This window comes from Streptomyces sp. PCS3-D2 (assembly GCF_000612545.2).
Classification (GTDB): domain Bacteria; phylum Actinomycetota; class Actinomycetes; order Streptomycetales; family Streptomycetaceae; genus Streptomyces.
Genome location: NZ_CP097800.1, coordinates 6,994,956 through 7,014,319, shown reverse-complemented (window position 1 = coordinate 7,014,319; position 19,364 = coordinate 6,994,956). Strand labels below are relative to the sequence as shown.

Genomic DNA, 19,364 nt, shown 5'->3' with positions numbered 1-19,364 from the left:
GCCGCGGGGGGCGTGGCGGGCATGCGGAACCCGTGGGCGGGGCGGCCGGGGCCTACACGCCCGTGGCCGGCCGGCCACTCGGCGCCGGGGCGTCGGGGAGCGCCAGCTTGATCTCCTGACGCAGGTCCTCGATGCGCGCGTAACCGGCGTACTGCGCGGTGAGCCGGTACATCTCGCGCAACCGGTCCCACGTCCGGTGCGAGGAGGTCTCGTTCATCGAGACCAGGGCGAGGCGCGCGTAGCGGTCCGCCTGTTCCGGCTCGTCGGCGATGAAGCAGGCGGAAGCCATGGAGATGTAGTCGAAGATCTGCGAGCGCTGGTAGCCCTCACCCCGTAGCCGCAGGGCCTCCTTGGCATGGCGCGCGGCGACCGGAGCCGCCGTGGCGTCATGGTCGGCGAGGGTCCGGTAGGCCAGCGCCTGCATGCCGTGCAGGTCCGCTTCGTCGAAGTGCTGCATCCAGCTCGGCGGCGGCACATCGCCCTTGTCGGAGACGAAGAGCTCCTCGGCCTCGCCCAGGGTCCGGCGCATCGCCTGGCCCTTGCCCATGGCGGCCTGCGCCCAGGCCTCGATGGTGTGCAGCATGGCACGGGTGCGTGGGAGAGTCTGCTCGCCGGACCCGGACTTGGCGAGCTTCATCAGGTCCAGGGCCTCGTGCGGCTTGCCGAGGTGGACCATCTGGCGGGCGGCGCGGGAGAGCGCCTCCCCCGCGCGCGGGCGGTCGCCGCCCTCACGGGCCGCGTGTGCGGCGATGACGAAGTACTTCTGCGCCGTGGGCTCCAGTCCCACGTCGTGCGACATCCAGCCGGCGAGGACCGCCAGGTTGGCCGCCACCCCCCACAGCCGCCGCTGGAGGTGGTCGGGGTGGTGGTAGGCGAGCATCCCGCCCACCTCGTTGAGCTGGCCGACCACGGCCTTGCGCTGCAGCCCGCCGCCCCTGGAGGCGTCCCAGGCCCGGAACACCTCGACGGAGCGCTCCAGCGCCTCGATCTCCTGGGACCCGATCGGGGCGGCCTCGTAGCGGTCGTATCCCGCTGGGTCGGCCTGGAAGGAGTCGCCGAAGCGCCCGGGGGCCCGCATCGACGGGGCGGGGGCGGTGTGCAGCCAGTCGTACATGGCGTTGGTGAGGGCGGAGCCGGCGGTGAGCACCGCACCCGCGCCCATCAGACCGCGACGGTTGAGCATGAGGTCCATTCCCGTGAATTCGGTGAGGACCGCGGCTGTGCGTTCGGGCGCCCACGGCATGCCGTCGGGGTTCTCGCGAACCCCGTCCGGCTGCCGTCTGGAGGTGCGCCGCTGCCGTACGAACCCGAGGTCCTCGATGGTCACGACACGACCGAGCCGCTCGGTGAACAGGGCTGCCAGTACCGTGGGCACCGGCTCGCGGGGGCTCTCCCCCATATCGATCCAGCGCCGCACCCGGGAGGTGTCGGTGGCCAGCTGTGGGTGGCCCATGGCCGCCGCCTGCCGGTTCACCATCCTCGCCAGTTCGCCCTTCGACCAGCCGGCCAGGCCGAACAGGTCGTTCAAGCGGGTGTTTGGACCTTTGCTCACGTCAAGCCCCCAGGTTCTCGGCTGAGTTGACAGTAGCCCCCCGTCAGATGCCCAGCGACTATTCGCCAGGCTTCGCCAGGGCACGCCCGATGGTTCGCCACCTTGCGCCGGGTGTCAGGTAGGAATGCGCCTCCCCGCCCCGGTCACCGGCGGAACTCCCCAGGGTGAAGTACGGGATCGGCGGGGTGGCGTACGCAACTCGTCGGCGCACGAAGGGATCCGTATCACCATGTACGCAGCACCGTCCTCCGTGTCCGCACCGGTCCGGTCGCACCGCACGCTCCCCGTCGGCGGCGGCCCCTACCTCGCCCCCGGCCGCCCGTCGGCCCCGGCGCAGGGCACTGTCCGGGCGCGGCGGATGCCGGGTACGGGATCGCAGCCCGTCAGCGGAAGAATCGACCTCTCCGGGCCGCAGGGGGCGCAACTGCGCACCGCGCTCGCCTCGGTGCACCGGATCTGTCCGGAGTTCGCGCCGGTGCAGGTGCTGCGGCGCAGCGGCCGTTCGGTCCTTCTGGTGGGCACGACCGGACGGATGACCGCCGTCGCGAAGGTTTTACTGGACCACTCCCCGGAGTGGCGTGAACGCTACCGGCACGAAATAGCGGCGTACCGGGCGTTCGTCCGGCACCGCCCACCGGTTCGGGTGCCGCGGCTGATCGCCGCCGACCCGGAGAACTGCACCCTGGTGGTGGAGCGGATGGCGGGCCGGGTCGCGGCGCTGCAGCGGCACCCGGTGGAGCCGCCGCCGCGGGTCGACCTCCGGGCCGCGCTGGGCGCGGTGTGCCGGGTCAACCAGTGGCGGCCGCCGGCCGAGTTGTTCGGAACCCCGATGAACTACGCGCGGCGCATCGCCCGCGACTACGAGCTGGGTCTGCTCACCGACCGGGACCTCGGCGACCTGCAGAAGCTGCTGCGCGGGGTCAAGCTGGCCGGGGCGGCTCTCCAGTTCAACCACGGCGACGCGCTGCTGTCGAACCTGCTGCTGTCCCCCGCCGGTCCGGTGCTGCTCGACTGGGAGCACGCGGGCTGGTACCTGCCCGGCTACGACCTCGCCACCCTGTGGGCGGTGCTCGGTGACGCGCCCGCCGCCCGCGCCCAGATCAGCCGGCTGGCGCAGTCGGCCGGCCCGGTGGCCCGGGACGCCTTCCTGATCAACCTGATGCTGGTACTGACCCGGGAGATCCGGATGTCCGAGACGGCGGTGCAGCGCTCGATGCTGGCGACCGCCCCGGCCCAGCCGCTGGCGGCCGGCGCCCTGTCCTCCGGGGAGGAGCAGCGACTGCTGCTCCGCCGCCTGCACGACGACGCGGGCATGGCCCGCAGAGCGGTCCGCGCGGCGGTGGGCACCCGCTGACCGGCTCTCCCCCTGAACGCGAAGTCCCGTGGCTCCCACCGCCACGGGACTTCGCTCGTTCACGGCCGGGGCGCGGCGCGAGGCCCCGTCGGCGCGGGCCGGGCGACCGGCCTCGGGCCCGGATGGGGGATGCCGGATGGCTTGACATCACATGATCCCCCGAACACCTTTTCTGACTTAGCATCAGACATGCTGGAGTGATCCACTCCTCCCCACTCCGCTGGAGCCTGCCCATGTCCGCAAGCGCTTCACGCACCTCCCCCGCCCCCCTCCCGTCCAGACGCGCCGTCCTCGCCGGCACCGGGGCCGGGGTGCTCGCCGCCGCCGTGCTGCCGTCCGGCACGGCCCGGGCCCAGGATGTCCAGACCGAGCCGCTGCTCGGCGAGTACGACGTGGTCGTGGTCGGTTCCGGGGCGGCCGGGATGACGGCCGCGCTCACCGCCGCGAGGCGCGGACTGACTGTCCTGGTGATCGAGAAGGCCCCCACGTTCGGCGGGTCGGCCGCGCGTTCGGGGGCCGGAATCTGGCTGCCCAACAATGCGGTCATCCTGGCCGCGGGCGTGCCCGACACCCCGCAGAAGGCGGCGACGTACCTGGCGGCCGTCGTCGGGCCCGAGGTACCGGCCGACCGCCAGGCCGCGTTCCTCGCCAACGGCCCGCGCATGCTGGACTTCGTGATGGCCAACAGCCCGCTGCGGTTCCGCTTCATGGAGGGGTACAGCGACTACTACCCTGACCTGCCGGGCGGACTGCCGAACGGACGGTCCATCGAGCCCGACCAGATCGACGGCAACATCCTGGACGGTGAACTGGCCCGCCTGAACCCGGCGTACATGCCGGTGCCGGCCGGGATGGTGGTCTTCGGCCAGGACTACAAGTGGCTGAACCTCGCGGCGGTGAGCGCGCGGGGCCTGGCCGTGTCCGCCGAGTGTCTGGCGCGCGGTACGAAGGCGGCCCTGCGCGGCGAGAAGCCGCTGACGATGGGCCAGGCCCTGGCGGCCGGGCTGCGGGCCGGGCTCCAGCGCGCCGGAGTACCGCTGTGGCTGAACAGTCCTCTGGTGGACCTGGTCCAGGAGGGGGGTGCCGTCACCGGTGTGGTGGTGGACAAGGAGGGTGCGCGCGGCGTCGTACGCGCCCGCAAGGGGGTGATCGTCGGATCGGGTGGCTTCGAGCACAACGCGGCGATGCGGGCGCAGTACCAGCAGCAGCCGATTGGCACCCAGTGGTCGGTGGGCGCGAAGGAGAACACGGGCGACGGCATCCTGGCGGGCCGGCGGGCCGGGGCGTCGCTGGCGTTGATGGAGGACGCGTGGTGGGGGCCGTCGATCCCGCTGCCCGGGGAGCCGTACTTCTGCCTGGCCGAACGGACCCTCCCGGGCGGGCTGATCGTGAACGCCCACGGGACGCGGTTCGTCAACGAGGCGGCCCCGTACAGCGATGTGGTGCACGTGATGTACGAGAAGGACCGCGGCGCGACCGGTTCGCACATCCCGGCGTGGCTGATCGTGGATCAGCACTACCGCAACAAGTACCTGTTCAAGGACATCCTGCCGACGCTGCCCTTCCCGGACTCGTGGTACGAGGCGGGTGCGGCGCACAAGGCGTGGACGTGGGACGCGCTGGCGGGCCGGATCGGCGTGCCGGCGGCGGCCCTGCGAGCGACGCTGGGGCGGTTCAACGCGCAGGCGTGGAACGGCACCGATCCCGATTTCCATCGGGGTGACACCGCGTACGACCACTACTACACGGACCCGAACGTCCAGCCGAATTCGTGCCTGGCGCCGATCTGGGTCCCGCCGTTCTACGCGTTCAAGATCGTGCCCGGTGATCTCGGCACCAAGGGCGGCATCGTCACGGACGCGCGGGCCCGGGCGCTGCGCCCGGACGGTTCGGTGATCCGGGGCCTCTATGCGGCGGGCAACGCCAGTGCCGCGGTGATGGGTCACAGCTACGCGGGCGCCGGGTCGACGATCGGCCCCGCGATGACGTTCGGCTACGTGGCGGCGAACGACATCGCGGACGCGTGATCGGGTGGCGCCGACCGCGCGGGCTCGCCACCGGTCGCCTCGCGGGGTCGCTCCGGGGAACCCGCGGGGCCGGTCGGGGGAACCGGTGGGGTCAGCCCTGCTGGAAGAGCTCGGCGGGGAGCGGCTTCAGGAGCGCGTAGAGGTCGTCGGTGATCGGGCGGTCCCAGCTGGCGATGGTGACCAGCACGTTGTCGCTGCGGTCGAATTGGACGCAGGAGATGCGGGACTCCGACAGCTTGATCTTCCGGACGATGAGGAGGTTGTCGCCCTGCATGACGGGGCAGTCCTCGACACCGGTGACCTCGACGTCCTCGTCGTTCTCCAGCGCGTCGAGGAGCTGGGCCACCTCGAAGGGGACCTGGCCGTCGGTGAGGTCCCGGGCCGGGGAGCCCTCGGGGAGGTTTCCGATGATCATCGCGGGGCCGCGTCCGCCGAACAGGTCGTAGCGGAGGAAGACCCCCTGGCAGCTGCCGTCGGGCGCGGGCAGCAGCCCGGCCCCGAGATTGCCCGGCCAGTCCCCCGGGTCCATGGCCAGGACATCGAAGTCCGGGCCGGCGGGTGTGGCGGCGCGGTGGCGGCGGAGGAAGGACATGCGGCCATGGTACGTGGCCGCGGGGGTTTCACGGCCCGGGGGCCCCTCATCCCGCCGCGGTGCGCGGGCGGGCCCCTCAGACGGGCGGGACCAGGGTGAACCAGTGCCGGAGCAGGCGGGTGTCGCCCATGGCGTGCAGGGCGGAGGGCGGGACGCGCCGCCGGAGGAAGAGGGCCAGGTCCGCGGCAGGGCCGGCGGCCTCGACGGCGACCGGCCCGGTGGATCCGGGTTCGCGCAGCACCTGGTCACCCGAGAGGGGGACGGTCCAGGACTGCGGACCGTCCGCACACCGGAAGCACTACCTTTCCCCCGTACCGGCGGCGCCTGCTGCCAGGCGCGACGGGCCGGGGCCATGACGTCGAGGGTCTGGGGGACGGCGTCCACGGCGGCGGCGAGCGGAGCGGGCCCCATCGCCGATGCGGCGTCCCACCGGTGGACGGCCGGCTCGATCCACTGCATCCGCAGCCAGAAGCCAGAGGTCTGCTCCGCCGACCAGGTCCACACGGGGGTGTCCGTCCCCAGCTCGTGCGAGATCTCCACGAGCTCGTGGGCGCCCCGGGCGAACCAGTCGGCCGGCCCTCCCGGAGCGTCGGGGACCGCAGGGAGGTCGAGCCCGGCCGGGTCGGGCGGGACGGTGAGCCGTCCACGCAGTACGTGCACGAGGAAGCGGTGCACTCCGCCGAGATGGCGGACCAGGTCGGTGACCGTCCAGCCGGGGCCCGCGGCAACCTCCGGCACCGGATCGCCCTGGTCGCAGACCGGCGGACCGCCGCCTCGAAGGCCGCCGCCACGGCCCGGAACAGAGGGACTCCGTCGGTGTGGCCCATGGGGTGACCCTGCCCGCCGGGAGGCGGCCCCGCTCACGTTGAGCTACGGGCGAACGACTCCAGTGCGGCGCGCAGCCCGGACCGGTCGGTGCCGAGTTTGCGGCAGGCCGCGGACAGCACCCAGTCGGGTGACGCCGGCTCGGGGTCCTTGCCGTGACGCACGGCCCGGTCCGCGGCCCGGATCTCCTCCTCGGTGACCCAGTCCACCCGGGGCGACCCGCCGGGCAGCGTGCCGCCGAGGCCCAGCAGCGTCTCGGTGGCCTCTTCCGCCAGTGCGTCCGCGCCGCACTCCCGGGCCGTGACCACGGCCGCGGTCAGCAGGTCCGCGTCGCGCAGCCCGTAGCCGAGCGCGTTCAGGGCGCGGGCGAGTTCGTATCCGGCGGGTGCCGCCGAAAGCAGGGTGACGGCTTCCCGGAGGAGTGCTGTCCGGTCCTGTGGGGCGGCGACCTCCGCCGCGACCCTGAGGGCCTGGCCGATGGCGGAGGGGGCACCGAAGGCCCTGGCCCGCCGGACGGCGTCGGCGGCCAGGGCGCGGGCCCGCTGCGGATCGTCCGCGACGACGGCCCGCGCGAGGTGCAGCTGCCACGGGCACCAGGCCGGGTTCTGGATCCCGCGCGGGGTCAGCCGCCGCTCCACCGCCTCCAGTTCGGCGATCGCGGCCCGTGCCTCGCCCCGGGCGAGCAGCAGTTCGGCGTAGACGGTCTGCGAGTCGGGGAAGACCACGGCGGCCGGGAAGGGCGCGCCGAACTCGTGCTCCTGGGCCAGCTCCCAGGCCTCGTCGACGCGGCCGCGGGCGAGCAGTGTCGTGAGCAGGATCGCGATGGCGTACCAGTGGACGGGGGTGCGCCGGCCCACCCGTTCGGCGAGCCGCAGGCCGGACCGGGCCAGTTCCTCGGCCTCCACGAGCCGTCCCCGCCGGTAGCGGATGTAGGCGCGCAGACTGTACGCGAAGGACAGGTGGGCCCCGCGCCAGCCCTGGCGCTCGAACTCGGCGGTACCGGCCTCGAACAGCTCCTCCGCGCGGCCGGGTCGGTCGGCGTACATGTGGACCATCGCGGCCAGTAGTGCTTGGTCAGGTCCGTATTGGGGTGGGTATGTCGCGGTGACAGGTGGGGCAGGCGCCGTTCCATGTCGCGAGAAGGGTTTGTAGCTCGCGGATGATCCGGTAGAGGGTCAGGCCAGCGCCGTGTCTTTTGGGGCTCTGGCCAGTCGTTGCAGGGTGCAGAAGGCGTGCGCGACGGAGACGAGGGTGACGTGGTGGTGCCAGCCGTTCCAGGTGCGGCCCTCGAAGTGGGCCAGGCCCAGGGCCTGCTTCATCTCGCGGTAGTCGTGTTCGATGCGCCAGCGGAGCTTGGCCAGGCGGACCAGGGTGGTCAGCGGGGTGTCGGCGGGCAGGTCGGAGAGCCAGAACTGGACCGGCTCGGCCTGGCCTGCTGGCCACTCGGCCAGGAGCCAGCACTCCGGCAGTTCCGGTCCGTCAACAGTCTGGCGGACCTCGCGTCCGGCAGGCCGGATCCGCAAGGCCACGAACCGCGAGTACATCCGCTTGAAGCCGCTGCGGCCCGTGCCGGGCCGGGATCCCTCACGCCACTGCACCGGCTTCGCCGCCTTCCGGCCGGCCGCGATGACCAGCTGTTTCACCGACTGCGGCTTGTCGGGGTACTTCGCCACCGGCGGGCGCCCGGTCCCGGAGTACGGCTCGGCGACCGGCACCGCGGGGCCGGGCTGGGCCGAGAGGGTGGTGGAGATGCCCACGACGTAGTTGAGGCCGCGGGCCTGCAGGCCGTGCCGGAAGGCCGCGGCGTCGCCGTATCCGGCGTCCGCAATGGCCAGCGGCACCTCGATGCCCCACGAGCGGGTCTCATCCAGCATGTCCAGGGCCAGCTGCCATTTCTCCACATGCCCGATGTCGTCGGGGATACCGCAGGCGGTGCGGCGGGCGACCTTGTCCGGATCCGCCTTCACCGACCCGGGCGCCCAGGTCTCGGGCAGGAACAGCCGCCAGTCGACCGCCGCCGAGGCATGATCCGAAGCCATGTGCAGGGAGACGCCCACCTGGCAGTTGGTGACCTTGCCCGCGGTGCCGGTGTACTGCCGCGACACACACGCCGAGGCATTGCCGTCCTTGAGGAACCCGGTGTCGTCGAAGACCAGCACGGTGGGCCGGATCGCCCTTTCCATCCTCCAGGCCAGCCGGGCCCGCACATGCGCCGGATCCCACGGACTGGTGGTGATGAAGTGGGCCAGGGCCTGACGGTTCCCGTCCTCGCCCAGCCGGGCGGCCATCGGCTCGACCGACTTGCGCTGCCCGTCGGTCAGCAGCCCACGCAGGTAGACCCGCCCCCACCGACGCTGATCATTCCGCGCGAACGGCTCGAAAACCTCCGCCGCGAAATCCTCCAGATCACACCGCACCGCGGCCAAGTCCTCAGGCGTCACACCCGATCAACGACACAGCCACTCAACTGGACACGCCACCAAAGACTGAACCTGACCAAGCCCTACCAGTACGGGTACTTCGAAGCCGCGGTCCTCGTGGGCCCAGCTGAAGGGCTGCTCCAGCACCCGGCCGGCGTGGTGCAGCACCACGTCGACCGGCTCACCGCGCAGGCAGGCGTCCCAGGCGCGCAGTGCGATCACGTACCGCTCGGTGAGGTCGCGGCCGGTGAGGCGGTCGGCGAGCCGGGTGAGGCGCCGGGACCGGGCCGGGGAGTCGGTCTCGGCGGCGTTGAAGGCGTCCCACATGAACTGCTCGGACTGTAGGCGCAGTCGGGCCCGTACGTCCGGGGTCTGGGCGATCTCGCGGGCCAGGCATTCCGAGGCCTCGGCGAGGCGGTCGCTGTGCGCGAGGACCTGGGCGAGCCGGATGACGATGCCCTGGCGCAGGGCGGGGTCGTCGAAGGGTTCGGTGAGGGCCGCCCGCAGGTGGTTGACGGTGTTGGCGGGCTCGGTCAGCAGGGAGGCGCAGCCCAGTTCGTAGAGGACGGCGGCGCGTTCGTCGAAGTCGGGTGGCTCGCGCAGGGCGCGGGCGAGCTGGCGGCGGGCGGCGTCCGGGGCTCCGGCGCGGAGGTTCTCCGCGGCCGCCTCGCGCAGGGTGCGCACCACCCAGGGGTCGTTCTCGGGGTGGGTCTCCAGCAGGTGGCGGGCTGCGGCGGAGCAGCCCAGTCCCGCGTCGACGACGGCCGCGGCGGCCTTCCCGTGCAGGGCGACGCGCAGCGCGTCGGGGATGGCGCGGTAGATGGCGGTGGCGATGAGGGGGTGGACGAACTCCAGTCCGGTTTCCGGTTCATGGCCCGGCGTGGTTCCGGCGGCCGACAGGATGCGGGCGTCCCGCAGGCGTGCGGTGGCGCCTGCTGCCTCCTCGGTGCCGAGGGCGGCGACCCTGGCGGCTATGTCCTGCGGGATGGCGGTGCCGAGGACGGCGCAGGCCCAGGCGAAGCGGACGGTGGAGGGGCCGAGGCGTTCGAGGCGGGCGACGAGGCCGCTGCCGCGCTGGGCGGCGGCGAGGTCGGCCAGCTGGGCAGCGTTCTCCTGGACGGGGCGCAGCCCCCTGCCGCGGACCTTGGCGGTGAGTTCGACGGCTTCGAAGGGATTGCCTGCGGTGACGTTCCAGGCCTCTTGGCAGAAGGCGTCGTCGGCGTGGTCGCCGATGACCCCGCGGACGAGCGCCGCGACGGCGGCCGGGGTGAGCGGGGAGAGCGGCAGGGGGCGGTGCCCCGCGCGGCCGGGCAGGGTGCGGAAGGCGTCGGCGTGCGCGGGCAGTTCGTCGGGGCGGTAGGCGACGACGAGGAGCAGCGGCAGGTGTTCGGCGCGCGGGGCGAAGGCGGCGAGCCAGCTCAGCGACTCGGGGTCGGCCCAGTGCGCGTCGTCGAGGACGAGGGTGACGGGGGCGCGCTTGACGACGAGGTGGGTGAGGATCCAGTCGAGGCCGTCGCGCAGGCCCTGCGGGTCGGGCGGGGCGCCCTGTTCGGGGGCGCAGAGTCCGAGGGCGGGGCCGACGATGGAGTACCAACCGCCGAGGGCGGCGCGCAGTTCCGGCTCGGAGGTGCCGGCGAGCTGGGGCTGGATGAGCTGGCGGGCGACGTGGAAGGGCTGGCTCTGCTCCTGTTCGCCGCCGCGGGCGGCGAGGACGGTGCAGGATCGGGCGTGTGCGCGGCGGCGCAGCTCGGCGAGCAGGGTGGTCTTGCCGAGTCCGGCGGGGCCGGAGAAGGCCAGCAGCGCGCCGCCGGCGTCGGGCCCGGGACCGGTGAGCCGCTCCAGGGCCTCTTCGACGATGGCGAGTTCGGCGTCGCGTTCGACCATGGTGCGCCGTGTGCGCGTCCGGTGGTCCGTCATGGCTGGTACCCCCCAGGCCTGTTCCGGGAGATCAGCGTACGCCCGCGCACATCTCGGGGTGCCCCACTGCCGGAAAGAATCCGATCTTCTTTACCGACGGGCCCCGGTCGGGCTCCCGGCGGACGCGCGGCGGGCTCGTGGGCGGATTTCGAAGGGGTTCCGGCCGGGTTCAGGAAAGGTCCGGGTGCGGACCCCGGGCCGACCGGTCCGGTCCGGAACGTGCCGCCAGGTCTTCCAGGACGGCCACGGCCTCGGCGGCCCGGTCCGCGGCCACGAAGAGGTGGTCGTGGTGATGGCCGGCGATGACGTTGCAGCTCAGGCCGTGGGCGCCGAGTTCGGTGGCGAAGGCTGCGGTGAGACCGACGGCGTCGAGCGCGGAGTGGATCCTCAGGGTGATCCAGCCGGCGGTGTAGTCGTAGGCCAGTCCGGCCGCGTCGGCGTCCTCCTGGCGCAGCACGAGCGTGAGGCCCTCGGGTTCCAGGATGGTGGCGACGGGCGCCGTTCCGGCGGGGACCGTACCGCCCGGAACGGTGCAGAACACGTACACGCCCTCGTTCAGCTCGGGCCGCATCCCGCTCAGCAGGGTCCGCAGGTCGCTCTCTGCGTTCATACCGCCAGCCTACCGACCGGGCGGGGTCGGTCGGGGGTTGCGGGCCCGCGGTACGCCGCCTCGCGGCAGGCGGCAGCTCCTGCGACAGCCGGCAGTGCCCCGTCCGCGGTGACCGCCGCTCGCCGGCCCCGGCGGGGCGGGGCCGGACCGGGCGGTGGCGGGCGGTCAGGTGAGGTCGAACTCCCCTCCCCGGGCGTTCAGCACGAACTTGTGCCACTCGTCCGGCGAGAAGATCAGGGAGGGGCTTTCGGGGCGCTCGCTGTTGCGCATCGCGATGAAGCCCTCGACGAAGGCGATCTGGACGTCGCCCGCTCCCCGGCTGCTCGACTGCCAGTCCGCCTCGGTGAGATCGAGGTCCGGCTTCCCCCAGCCAGCGAGGGGCTGCGAAGTCATGCTCTCGGCCACGTGCGTGCTCCTCCCGGTACGTCGTCCGGGGGCCAGGTTAACCATCGCGGCCGGTGCCGCACAGGCCACGGTGAGTCACTCGTGACCGGTCCGGGCCCCGGGCCGGACGGCCGTTTCCGTTCACGTGGTGGGTTCCTGCGCCCCCACCAGCCACATCGCGAAGAACTGTGCGCCGCCGCCGTATGCGTGCCCCAGCGCCCGGCGTGCTCCGGGGACCTGGTGTTCCCCGGCCCCGCCGCGCACCTGGAGGGCGGCCTCGGCGAAACGGATCATGCCGGACGCGCCGATCGGGTTGGTGGACAACACGCCGCCGGACGGGTTGACCGGAAGGTCTCCGTCGATCTCGGTGACGCCCGCCTCGGTCAGCTTCCAGCCCCCGCCCTCCTCTGCGAAGCCCAGGTTCTCCAGCCACATCGGCTCGTACCAGGAGAACGGCACGTACATCTCCACCGCGTCGATCTCCCGGCGCGGGTCGGTGATCCCGGCCTGCCGGTAGACGTCGGCCGCGCAGTCCTTGCCGGCCTGCGGAGAGACGAAGTCCTTGCCGGCGAAGAGGGTGGGCTCGCTGCGCATCGCCCCGCCGTGCACCCACGCGGGCGGCAGCGGCGAGCGGGCCGCGCCCGCCCGGTCGGTGAGGACCATCGCGCACGCGCCGTCGGAGGACGGGCAGGTCTCGGAGTACCGGATCGGGTCCCACAGCATGGGTGAGGCCTGGACCTTCTCCAGCGTGATGTCGTGCTCGTGCAGGTGCGCGTACGGGTTCTTCAGGGCGTTGCGCCGGTCCTTGTACGCCACGAGCGAGCCGACCCCGTCGGGCGCGCCGGTGCGCCGCATGTACGCGCGCACGTGCGGGGCGAAGAATCCGCCGGCGCCGGCGAGCAGGGGCTGCTGGAACGGAACGGGGAGGGAGAGGCCCCACATGGCGTTCGACTCGGACTGCTTCTCGAAGGCGAGGGTGAGGACGGTGCGGTGGACGCGGGCGGCCACCAGGCCGGCGGCGACCAGCGCGGTGGACCCGCCGACCGATCCGGCCGTGTGCACGCGCAGCATCGGCTTGCCGACGGCTCCGAGCGCGTCCGCCAGGTACAGCTCCGGCATCATCACGCCCTCGAAGAAGTCGGGGGCCTTGCCGATGACGACCGCGTCGATGTCCGCCCAGGTCAGTTCGGCGTCGGCGAGGGCGCGGGTGGCGGCCTCGCGGACCAACCCGGCGATGGAGACGTCATGGCGGGCGGCGACGTGTTTGGTCTGGCCGATGCCGACGACCGCGACCGGCTCCTTGCCGGTGGCGCCCGGTGAACCGGAGGTGGCGGAGGTGACGGAGGTGCTCATGCGCGGTCCCCTTCCAGGACGGCGACCAGGTTCTGCTGAAGGCAGGGGCCGGAGGTGGCGTGCGCGACGGCCCGGTCGGATGCGCCGCGGTGGATGCGGGCGGCGGCCTCGCCGATGCGGATCAGTCCGGCGGCCATCATCGGGTTGGCGGCGAGTGCCCCGCCGGACGGGTTGATCGTGACGCCGTCGCCGAGCCGGAGTGCCGTGCGGAGCACCACCTCCTGGGAGGAGAACGGCGCATGCAGTTCCGCCGTGTCCACGGGGGCGTCGAAGAGGCCCGCGTGTTCGGCGGCGGTTCGGGTGGACGGGGAGTCGGTGAGGTCGCGCAGACCCAGGCCGTGCGCCTCGATCCGGTGGTCGATGCCGGTGATCCAGGCGGGGCGTCGGCACAGCTGCCGCGCGAGGTCGCCGGCGGCCAGGACGACGGCTGCCACGCCGTCGCCGACGGGCGGGCAGTCGCCGGTGCGCAGGGGCCGGACCTGGTAGTCGCCGTGCGGGACCGCACCGCGCAGCTGGGCGTGCGGGTTGGCCCCGGCGTCGGCCCGGCTGCGCGCCGCGATGGCGGCCAGGCCGGGCTCGTCGGTCTCGCCCGCGTCGATGAGGGCCTGGGCCTGGAGGGCTGCCAGAGCCACCGAGTCGGGCCAGAGGGGGGCGAGGTAGTACGGGTCCAGCTGGCGGGTGAGCACGTCGCGCACGGATCCGGGTGAGGACTTCCCGTACGCGTAGACGAGCGCGGTGTCCGCATCGCCGGTCTGGATCTTGACCCAGGCCTCGTACAGGGCCCAGGCGCCGTCCATCTCGACGTGGGACTCGGAGATCGGTGGCCAGGCGCCGACCCCGTCGAGGGTCATGGTGAAGGAGAAGGCGCGGCCCGCCAGGTAGTCGCTGGAGCCGGAGCAGGTGAAGCCGATCTCGCCGGCCTTCAGCCCGGTGGCGGCCAGCACCTCGTGGAGGACGGGCATGACCATCTCGACTTCGCTGAGCTCGTCGGTGCGGCGCAGGTGGTCGCTCTGCGCGAAGGCGACGACGGCCACGTCCCTCGCGTACCCGGTCGTCCTGGGCCCGGTCATCAGATGAGCTCCTTGTACGCGTCGTACTCCGCGTCCGGTTCTCCGGTGGGGCGGTAGTGGTCGGGGTAGCGGCCGCCTTCGGTCCAGACGGGCTCGACGCGCAGGCCCATGCGGACCTGGTCGTAGGGGATGCCGCCGATCCGGCCGTGGAGGGCGAGGCCGGCGCCGTCGAGGGCGATGTGGGCGTAGACGTAGGGAACCTCGATGTCGAGGTTCGCCGCCTTGATGTTGACGATGCAGAAGGTGGTGACCGTGCCGGCCGGGCCGACCTCGACCCGGTCGGTGGTGGCCACCCCGCAGGTGGGGCACGCTCCGCGCGGGGGGACGTACACCTTGTGGCAGGAGGGGCAGCGCTCTCCGACGGTCCGCCGCTCGGACAGGGCGTTGATGTAGCCGGTCTGGGCGCGGCCGGGGCTGTAGACGTAGTCCAGGCGGGCCTCGGCGACGATGCCGGTGACGGCTTCGCGGAAGATGCCGTCGTGCGGGGCGGGGAGGCTCTGGGGGGCGGTGGTGGCGTCGCACGGTTCGAAGCAGGCGATGTCGGTGATGGCCCCGGTGCGTTCGGCGGCCCAGCGGATGCGTACCCGCATGCCGGTGCGCACGGCGTCGGGGCCGGGGGCGTCGAGGGCGTGCAGCAGGGCGGTGTCGGCCCCGTCCAGCCTGACCAGTGCCCAGGCGAAGGGGGTGTCGAGGGGCTGGTTCGGGCGGGGTCGGTCGTTCCAGGCCCAGGTGGTGACGGTGCCGGTGGTGGCGACCTCGACGAGGTCGCGGATCTCCTCCGAGGTGACGGGGTCGTACTCGACGGGCGGGACCACCACCCTGCCGTCCGAGGCCTGCACGCCGAGGACGACACCCTCGCGCAGCCCGGTGAGGAAGGCACTCTGGACGGGCCCGAGGGAGCGGGTGAACGGGAACTCGACGACGAGGGGCGCGCGGAGCACCTCCGGCGGGGAGGCAGCTGTCATGGGGCTCTCCGATGCGGTTGGTTCCGGTGTGTTCGGCCCCGCCGGCGGTCGGGGGCAGGGGGCGGGGGCGGGGCAGGGGGCGGGCGCCTCCCGGCGGCGGTCACGGCGCCGGACCCGGCGCACGATCGGGGCCGCGGCCGGGCCCCGACCGGACTACTCGCGCCGGTACACCGCGGGCCGCTTCTCCGTGAAGGCCCGCGCCCCCTCCTTCGCGTCGGCCGTGTCGAAGATCGGCCACCCCCGCAGGAGTTCCGACGCCAGGCCCTCCCGCTCCGTCAGCTCAGCGGTCTCGTAGACCGACGCCTTGACCGCCTCGACCGCCAGCGGCCCACATGCGTTGATCTGCTCGGCGATCTCCAGGGCCGTCGCGAGCGCCGCGCCGTCGGGAACGACCCGCCCCACGAGCCCGATCCGTGCCGCCTCCTGCGCCGCGTACGAACGTCCCGTCAGCAGCATCTCCAGCGCGTGCGTGCGCGGGATCTGCCGGGGCAGGCGCACCGTGGAGCCGCCGATCGGGAAGAGCCCCCGCCTGACCTCGAACAGCCCGAAGGTGGCACCCTCGGCGGCCACCCGGATGTCGGTGCCCTGGAGGATCTCGGTGCCGCCGGCCACGCAGTGGCCCTCCACCGCCGCGATCACCGGCTTGCGCGGCCGGTGGTGGCGGAGCATCGCCTTCCAGTGCAGGTCGGGGTCGGCCTTGAGGCGGTCCCGGTACCGGTCTCCCGCCATGCCCCGGCCGGCCAGCGCTTTGAGGTCCATGCCTGCGCAGAAGTCGCCGCCGGCGCCGGTCAGGACCACGGAGCGGATCTCGTCGTCGGCGTCCGCCTCCAGCCAGCCGTCGTACAGCCCCACCAGCAGCGGCAGCGAGAGCGCGTTCTTCGCCTCGGGCCTGTTCATGGTGAGCACCAGCGTGGCGCCGCGGCGTTCCACGGTCAGGTGTTCCGTCCCACCCATTGCCGTCCTCCCGTCTCAAGACCTAGAACAGGTTGCAGTAGGGGAGGGTGCACTTCAAGAGTTTTCTGACACTCAGTCAGTTTTCTTGGGCGGTGCCCTTCCCAGTTGCCGGCCACGGCGCTCTAATGACCGCCGGAGCCGCCGGCCGCGGGGCCGGCCATCGGGAACAACGGGGTCAGGAGGAACGGTGGAGTACAACCTTGCCGACCTGTTCGAGTCGGTCGTGGACGTGGTCCCGGACCGCGAGGCCCTGGTGTACGTGGACCACCCCGGGACGGGCGCGGAGCGCCGCCTGACGTACGCGGAGCTGGACACGGCGGCGAACCGGATCGCCCACCACCTGCTGGACAGCGGCCTGACCGCCGGCGAGCACCTGGGGCTGCACCTCTACAACGGGATCGAGTACCTCCAGACCGTGCTCGCCTGCCTCAAGGCCCGGCTCGTCCCGGTGAACGTCAACTACCGTTATGTGGAAGAGGAACTGGTCTACCTCTACAACGACGCCGACCTCGCCGCGCTCGTCTTCGAGGGCGAGTTCACCGGGCGGGTGGCGGCCGCGCTGCCGAAGACGCCGAGACTGCGGCACCTGATCCGGGTCGGCGAGGCGCCCGAGGGGGCCGCGGAGCCGTCGATCGCCCCGCTCGCGTACGCGGACGCAGAGGCGGCCGGGTCACCCGGCCGCGGGTTCCCGCCGCGCAGCGCGGACGACCTGTTCATCATCTACACCGGCGGGACCACGGGCATGCCCAAGGGCGTGATGTGGCGGGCGGAGGACCTCTTCTTCGCGGGACTCTTCGGCGGCGAGCCCTCGGGCGAGCCGGTGAAACGGCCGGAGGAGCTGGCGGAGCGGGTGGCGGCGCGCGGCGCCGGGCTGACCTTCTTCCCGGCTCCCCCGCTGATGCACGGGACGTCGACGCTGACGTCGTTCATCGCCTTCAACTACGGCCAGCGAGTGGTCATCCACCGCAAGTACGCCCCCGAGGAGGTGCTGCGGACGATCGAGAAGGAGAAGGTGTCGAGCGTGTCGCTGGTCGGCGACGCAATGCTCAGGCCGCTCATCGACGCCCTCAGGGGACCGCTCCGGGGCACCGACCTGTCATCCCTGTTCAGCGTCTCCTCGTCCGGGGCGATCATGTCCGAGACGGTGCGCGCCGAGTTCCGGAGCCTGGTGCCCGGCGTCCTGCTCCTGAACAACTTCGGGTCCTCCGAGTCCGGCTCCAACGGCCGCGCCACGGACGACTCCGGCCCGGAGAAGGGGTTCCGCCTGGAGGTCAACGACCGCACCCGTGTGGTGGACCCGGTGACGCACGAACCGGTGGCGGTCGGCGAGCCGGGGCGCCTCGCCCAGCGCGGCCACGTGCCGCTCGGCTACTACAACGACCCGGAGAAGACCGCCGACACCTTCTTCCAGAAGGACGGCGAGCGCTGGGTACTGCTGGGAGACATGGCGACCGTCGACGAACAGGGCATCGTCACGGTGCTCGGCCGAGGCTCGCAGTGCATCAACACGGGCGGCGAGAAGGTCTATCCGGAGGAGGTCGAGCAGGCACTGAAGTCGCACCCCGACGTGTACGACGCGCTGGTGGCCGGGGTCTCGGACCCGACCTGGGGCAGCCATGTCGCCGCGGTGGTCCAGGTGCGGCCGGGAGCGGAGGCCCCGACGCTGGACGAAATCCAGAGCCACTGCCGCACCAGGCTCGCCGGCTACAAGATCCCGCGGCAGCTTGTCATCACGCCGGCCGTGCAGCGTTCACCGAGCGGCAAGGCGGACTACCGCTGGGCGAAGGCGGTCGCGACGGAGGCGGACACCGGCGGCACGGCCACCCGTCCCGCGCACTGAGAGGACCGGCGGGTCCGGGGCGAGGCCGCCGTGCGCGGTGAAGCGCGGCATGGAGGCCGCCAGATCAGGCGATCACCCGTTCGAGTCATTGCTTTAGCCTGCACACCCCTGGCAATCTACCGAATGATCGGTCGGTTCTTGGGCACGCTCACGATGGGGTGACGACATGGCGGTGCAGGCGGGGTTCCACGACGAGGGCGAGCGGCTGGGCCGCGACGAGCTGGCGGCACTCCAGCTCACGCGGCTGCGAGCGACCCTGCACCGCGCGTACGAGCGGGTGCCCTTCTATCGGCAGGCGTTCGACAAGGCCGGTGTGCATCCCGACGACTGCCGCTCCCTGTCCGATCTCGCCCTGTTCCCCCTCACCACCAAGGCCGACCTGCGCGACCACTACCCCTTCGGCATGTTCGCGGTGCCGCGTTCCGAGGTGCGCCGCATCCACGCCTCCAGCGGCACCACCGGGCGCCCGACCGTCGTCGGATACACCGACGGGGATCTGTCCACCTGGTCCGACGTCGTCGCCCGGTCGATACGCGCCGCGGGTGGCAGGCCCGGCCAGATCGTCCACATCGCGTACGGCTACGGCCTGTTCACAGGCGGCCTGGGCGCGCACTACGGCGCCGAGCGCCTCGGCTGCACCGTCGTGCCCGCCTCGGGCGGCATGACGGACCGCCAGGTCCGGCTGATCCAGGACTTCCGGCCGGAGGTCATCATGGTGACCCCCTCCTACATGCTGACCCTGCTGGACGAGATGGAGCGCCAGGGTGTCGACCCGCGCGCGACCTCGCTGCGGACGGGGATCTTCGGCGCGGAGCCGTGGACCGAGGAGATGCGGCGGGAGATCGAGGAGCGCCTCGGCATGGACGCGGTGGACATCTACGGCCTGTCGGAGGTCATCGGGCCCGGTGTGGCGCAGGAATGCGTCGAGACCAAGGACGGCCTGCACATCTGGGAGGACCACTTCTATCCCGAGGTGGTGGACCCCCTGACGGGTGCGGTGATGCCGGAGGGCGAGCTCGGGGAGCTGGTGTTCACCTCCCTCACCAAGGAGGCCATGCCGGTGATCCGCTACCGCACGCGGGACCTGACACGGCTGCTCCCCGGCACGGCCCGACCGGCCTTCCGCCGGATGGAGAAGGTCACGGGCCGAAGCGACGACATGATCATCCTGCGCGGGGTGAACCTGTACCCGACCCAGATCGAGGAAATCCTGCTGCGGACGCCGGGGCTGGCGCCCCACTTCCAGCTGAGGCTGGCCCGGGAGGGCCGGATGGACACCCTGACAGTCCGGGTGGAGGCCCGTCGGGAGTCGGACGCCTCCCTGCGGGAGGCCACGGCCGCCGCCGTGGTCCAGGCGGTCAAGGCGGGGATCGGCGTCTCCGTCCGGGTCGAGGTGCTCGCCCCGGAGACCCTGGAACGCTCGGTGGGCAAGATCAAAAGGCTTGTTGACCTCCGCACCCCGGGCCGGCCCCCGGCTCCCTGACAGGACACTTCGGCGCGT

16 protein-coding genes and 1 pseudogene are annotated in these 19,364 nt (G+C 72.6%); 4 read left to right on the top strand and 13 right to left on the bottom strand.

Annotation, left to right across the window (positions count from 1 at the left end; translation table 11 throughout):
* Window positions 1-52: 52 nt before the first annotated feature.
* Window positions 53-1,552, bottom strand: a complete 1,500-nt coding sequence (locus tag AW27_RS31420; RefSeq protein WP_037921988.1) for a DNA-binding protein NsdB — start codon at window positions 1,550-1,552, stop codon at window positions 53-55.
* Between the two features lie 229 nt (window positions 1,553-1,781).
* Here AW27_RS31420 and AW27_RS31415 point away from each other — a divergent pair, with 229 nt between their 5' ends.
* Together AW27_RS31415 and kstD are read left to right on the top strand one after the other, a co-directional pair.
* A complete protein-coding gene (locus tag AW27_RS31415) occupies window positions 1,782-2,906 on the top strand; it encodes an aminoglycoside phosphotransferase family protein (protein ID WP_037921986.1) in 1,125 nt (374 codons plus the stop codon).
* A 233-nt stretch (window positions 2,907-3,139) separates the two neighbouring features.
* Window positions 3,140-4,933, top strand: coding sequence for a 3-oxosteroid 1-dehydrogenase (kstD, locus tag AW27_RS31410; RefSeq protein WP_037921984.1), 1,794 nt, complete (start codon window positions 3,140-3,142; stop codon window positions 4,931-4,933).
* Between the two features lie 91 nt (window positions 4,934-5,024).
* On the opposite strand, the gene AW27_RS31405 is transcribed toward kstD, so the two are convergent.
* From AW27_RS31405 to AW27_RS31350, 12 genes and pseudogenes are all read right to left on the bottom strand, one after another.
* Window positions 5,025-5,525 carry a hypothetical protein gene (locus tag AW27_RS31405; RefSeq protein ID WP_030030746.1) on the bottom strand — a complete coding sequence of 167 codons (501 nt, stop codon included), beginning with the start codon at window positions 5,523-5,525 and terminating at the stop codon, window positions 5,025-5,027.
* Between the two features lie 76 nt (window positions 5,526-5,601).
* Window positions 5,602-5,766 carry a hypothetical protein gene (locus AW27_RS31400; RefSeq protein ID WP_236647680.1) on the bottom strand — a complete coding sequence of 55 codons (165 nt, stop codon included), beginning with the start codon at window positions 5,764-5,766 and terminating at the stop codon, window positions 5,602-5,604.
* A 68-nt stretch (window positions 5,767-5,834) separates the two neighbouring features.
* Window positions 5,835-6,185, bottom strand: a pseudogene (locus tag AW27_RS34505) (maleylpyruvate isomerase N-terminal domain-containing protein); the annotation flags it as partial.
* Between the two features lie 200 nt (window positions 6,186-6,385).
* Window positions 6,386-7,396 (bottom strand): tetratricopeptide repeat protein, encoded by a 1,011-nt coding sequence (locus AW27_RS31390; protein ID WP_304949937.1) that lies wholly within the window; start codon window positions 7,394-7,396, stop codon window positions 6,386-6,388.
* Window positions 7,397-7,525: 129 nt separating this feature from the next.
* The gene (locus tag AW27_RS31385; protein ID WP_304949835.1) at window positions 7,526-8,791 is read right to left on the bottom strand and encodes an IS701 family transposase; all 1,266 of its coding nucleotides are present in this window, start codon (window positions 8,789-8,791) and stop codon (window positions 7,526-7,528) included.
* A 6-nt stretch (window positions 8,792-8,797) separates the two neighbouring features.
* Complete coding sequence (locus AW27_RS31380) at window positions 8,798-10,687, bottom strand: AAA family ATPase (protein ID WP_370466639.1); 1,890 nt, start codon at window positions 10,685-10,687, stop codon at window positions 8,798-8,800.
* A 169-nt stretch (window positions 10,688-10,856) separates the two neighbouring features.
* The gene (locus AW27_RS31375) at window positions 10,857-11,297 is read right to left on the bottom strand and encodes an ACT domain-containing protein (RefSeq protein ID WP_052030625.1); all 441 of its coding nucleotides are present in this window, start codon (window positions 11,295-11,297) and stop codon (window positions 10,857-10,859) included.
* A gap of 165 nt (window positions 11,298-11,462) precedes the next feature.
* A complete protein-coding gene (locus AW27_RS31370) occupies window positions 11,463-11,690 on the bottom strand; it encodes a DUF397 domain-containing protein (protein ID WP_370466718.1) in 228 nt (75 codons plus the stop codon).
* Window positions 11,691-11,822: 132 nt separating this feature from the next.
* Entirely contained in the window at window positions 11,823-13,034 is a 1,212-nt protein-coding gene (locus tag AW27_RS31365; protein ID WP_052030623.1) for a thiolase domain-containing protein, read from the bottom strand.
* On the bottom strand, window positions 13,031-14,104 hold the full coding sequence (locus AW27_RS31360; RefSeq protein WP_037921974.1) for a thiolase domain-containing protein: 1,074 nt from the start codon (window positions 14,102-14,104) through the stop codon (window positions 13,031-13,033). The genes AW27_RS31365 and AW27_RS31360 overlap by 4 nt, the downstream gene beginning before the upstream one ends.
* The gene (locus AW27_RS31355) at window positions 14,104-15,069 is read right to left on the bottom strand and encodes a Zn-ribbon domain-containing OB-fold protein (RefSeq protein WP_037921972.1); all 966 of its coding nucleotides are present in this window, start codon (window positions 15,067-15,069) and stop codon (window positions 14,104-14,106) included. The genes AW27_RS31360 and AW27_RS31355 overlap by 1 nt, the downstream gene beginning before the upstream one ends.
* Window positions 15,070-15,222: 153 nt before the next feature.
* Window positions 15,223-16,023 carry a crotonase/enoyl-CoA hydratase family protein gene (locus AW27_RS31350; RefSeq protein WP_037921971.1) on the bottom strand — a complete coding sequence of 267 codons (801 nt, stop codon included), beginning with the start codon at window positions 16,021-16,023 and terminating at the stop codon, window positions 15,223-15,225.
* A gap of 187 nt (window positions 16,024-16,210) precedes the next feature.
* Here AW27_RS31350 and AW27_RS31345 point away from each other — a divergent pair, with 187 nt between their 5' ends.
* The gene (locus AW27_RS31345) at window positions 16,211-17,863 is read left to right on the top strand and encodes an acyl-CoA synthetase (protein ID WP_037921968.1); all 1,653 of its coding nucleotides are present in this window, start codon (window positions 16,211-16,213) and stop codon (window positions 17,861-17,863) included.
* A gap of 166 nt (window positions 17,864-18,029) precedes the next feature.
* On the top strand, window positions 18,030-19,346 hold the full coding sequence (gene paaK / locus AW27_RS31340; protein WP_037921965.1) for a phenylacetate--CoA ligase PaaK: 1,317 nt from the start codon (window positions 18,030-18,032) through the stop codon (window positions 19,344-19,346).
* Window positions 19,347-19,364: the final 18 nt, after the last annotated feature.

Bases quoted from the DNA above. Each gene is read 5' to 3' on its own strand.
- AW27_RS31415 (WP_037921986.1), top strand. From the start codon at position 1,782: ATGTACGCAGCACCGTCCTCCGTGTCCGCACCGGTCCGGTCGCACCGC.
- kstD (WP_037921984.1), top strand. From the start codon at position 3,140: ATGTCCGCAAGCGCTTCACGCACCTCCCCCGCCCCCCTCCCGTCCAGA.
- AW27_RS31405 (WP_030030746.1), bottom strand. From the start codon at position 5,525: ATGTCCTTCCTCCGCCGCCACCGCGCCGCCACACCCGCCGGCCCGGAC.
- AW27_RS31390 (WP_304949937.1), bottom strand. From the start codon at position 7,396: ATGTACGCCGACCGACCCGGCCGCGCGGAGGAGCTGTTCGAGGCCGGT.
- AW27_RS31380 (WP_370466639.1), bottom strand. From the start codon at position 10,687: ATGACGGACCACCGGACGCGCACACGGCGCACCATGGTCGAACGCGAC.
- AW27_RS31375 (WP_052030625.1), bottom strand. From the start codon at position 11,297: ATGAACGCAGAGAGCGACCTGCGGACCCTGCTGAGCGGGATGCGGCCC.
- AW27_RS31370 (WP_370466718.1), bottom strand. From the start codon at position 11,690: ATGACTTCGCAGCCCCTCGCTGGCTGGGGGAAGCCGGACCTCGATCTC.
- AW27_RS31365 (WP_052030623.1), bottom strand. From the start codon at position 13,034: ATGAGCACCTCCGTCACCTCCGCCACCTCCGGTTCACCGGGCGCCACC.
- AW27_RS31360 (WP_037921974.1), bottom strand. From the start codon at position 14,104: ATGACCGGGCCCAGGACGACCGGGTACGCGAGGGACGTGGCCGTCGTC.
- AW27_RS31355 (WP_037921972.1), bottom strand. From the start codon at position 15,069: ATGACAGCTGCCTCCCCGCCGGAGGTGCTCCGCGCGCCCCTCGTCGTC.
- AW27_RS31350 (WP_037921971.1), bottom strand. From the start codon at position 16,023: ATGGGTGGGACGGAACACCTGACCGTGGAACGCCGCGGCGCCACGCTG.
- paaK (WP_037921965.1), top strand. From the start codon at position 18,030: ATGGCGGTGCAGGCGGGGTTCCACGACGAGGGCGAGCGGCTGGGCCGC.